3 protein-coding genes are annotated in these 1644 nt (G+C 60.7%); all 3 read left to right on the top strand.

Features of this window, described 5'->3' with window-relative positions; translation table 11 throughout:
- On the top strand, positions 1 to 460 hold a 460-nt coding region (locus FJ980_RS30790), incomplete at its 5' end, for an ABC transporter permease subunit (RefSeq protein WP_140547336.1).
- 2 nt (positions 461 to 462) lie between these two features.
- Complete coding sequence (locus tag FJ980_RS30785; RefSeq protein WP_140498415.1) at positions 463 to 1116, top strand: amino acid ABC transporter permease; 654 nt, start codon at positions 463 to 465, stop codon at positions 1114 to 1116.
- A 34-nt stretch (positions 1117 to 1150) separates the two neighbouring features.
- A partial coding sequence (locus tag FJ980_RS30780) for a transporter substrate-binding domain-containing protein (protein ID WP_181181365.1) occupies positions 1151 to 1644 on the top strand: 494 nt, incomplete at its 3' end.

Below are 1644 nucleotides of genomic sequence, written 5' to 3'. Positions count from 1 at the left end.
GATCTATATCGTCTATTTCGGCCTACCCTCGATCGGCATCCGCATTTCCGAAGTGACGGCGGCCATCCTCTCCCTGACGCTCTACGCGGGCGCCTATATCACCGAGATCGTCCGTGCCGGTATCCAGACGATCGGCAAGGGACAGCGGGAGGCGGCGCACACGCTTGGCATGTCACCGTATCTCACCTTCCGCTATGTCGTTCTGCTGCCGGCGATTTCAGCGATCTTCCCGGCACTGACCAGCCAGTTCATCCTGATCATGCTGGCGTCCAGCGTCGTTTCCGTCATCTCCGTCCCGGAACTGACCGGCGTCGCCAATGATGAGCAGGGCCTGACCTTCCGAAGCCTCGAAGCCTATCTCGTGGTCGCGGCCATCTACCTTGTCCTGACGGCTGCATTCAAAGGCGTCTTCGCACTGATTGAGCGTGCCCTCTTCTCCTTCCGCTTTGCAGGGCGATGACGATGTTCCAGACATTCAATCTCCATCATGTCGAGTTTCTGCTGCAATGTGCGACGTGGACGGTCGTCCTCTCGGGAATTGCGCTTGCAGGCGGCGCCATCGGCGGATCGATTATCGCCCTCATGCGCCTCTCCCGTTTCGCCTGGCTGCGCTGGATCGCACAGGCCTATATCTATGTCATCCAGGGAACGCCCCTGCTCGTCATTCTCTTCATCGCCTATTTCGGCGTCGCCAATCTCGGCTATGACCTTCCGGCGATCTACGCGGCCGGCCTTGGATTTACGCTCTACAGCAGCGCGTTCCTCGGCGAGATCTGGCGCGGGTCGATCCAGTCGATCAACAAGGGGCAATGGGAAGCGTCGTTCGTGCTGGCGCTTGGCTGGCGGCACACGATGACCGACGTCATCATCCCGCAGGCGCTTCGCGTCGCCATTCCTCCGACGGTCGGCTTCTCCGTTCAGGTCGTCAAGAACACCGCGCTTGCTTCGGTCGTCGGCTTTATCGAACTGACGAGAGCAGGACAGATCGTCTCCAGCGCCACGTTCCAGCCGCTGCCCGTCTATCTGACGGTCGCAGCCATCTACTTCGGCATCTGCTCCATACTGTCCCATGCCAGCCGCCGCCTGGAGCGCCGCCTGCAGCAGGCAGCCAACTGAAGATCCGGTTCATCACACCAGGGAGGAAAGTATCATGCTATTGAAGAGACTTGCTGTCGGGGTCGCCGCGATGCTGGCGATGATATTGCCCGCAAAGGCCGAGAGCACGCTGGACGCCATCGTGCAGCGCGGCACTATCAATGTCGGCGTCGGCCTTGGAACGCCGCCTTATGGCCTGATGGACAGCAGCATGCAGCCCGCCGGCTATGACCTGTCCGTGGCAAAGGCAATCGCCCGCGATCTCGGCGTCAAGGTCAACATCGTCGACACGACGGCAGCCAACCGCATCCCGAACCTGACTTCGGGCAAGCTCGACATCGTGATCTATTCGTTCTCGATCACCGCCGAGCGCGCCAAGGCCATCGCGTTCACCAACACGTACTATGTCGACCAGCAGGTCTATGTCGGTCCCGCCGACCAGCCGATCACCAAGATCGAGGATCTGGCGGGCAGGAAGATCGGCGTGACGCGGGCCAGCACGAACGACATCGTCATGACCAAAAAGGCCGTCGAAGGCGCACAGATCCA

The organism is Mesorhizobium sp. B1-1-5 (assembly GCF_006443065.1).
GTDB lineage: Bacteria > Pseudomonadota > Alphaproteobacteria > Rhizobiales > Rhizobiaceae > Mesorhizobium.
Note: the sequence above shows the minus strand (reverse complement) of the source record. Positions and strands in the feature narration are given on the sequence as shown.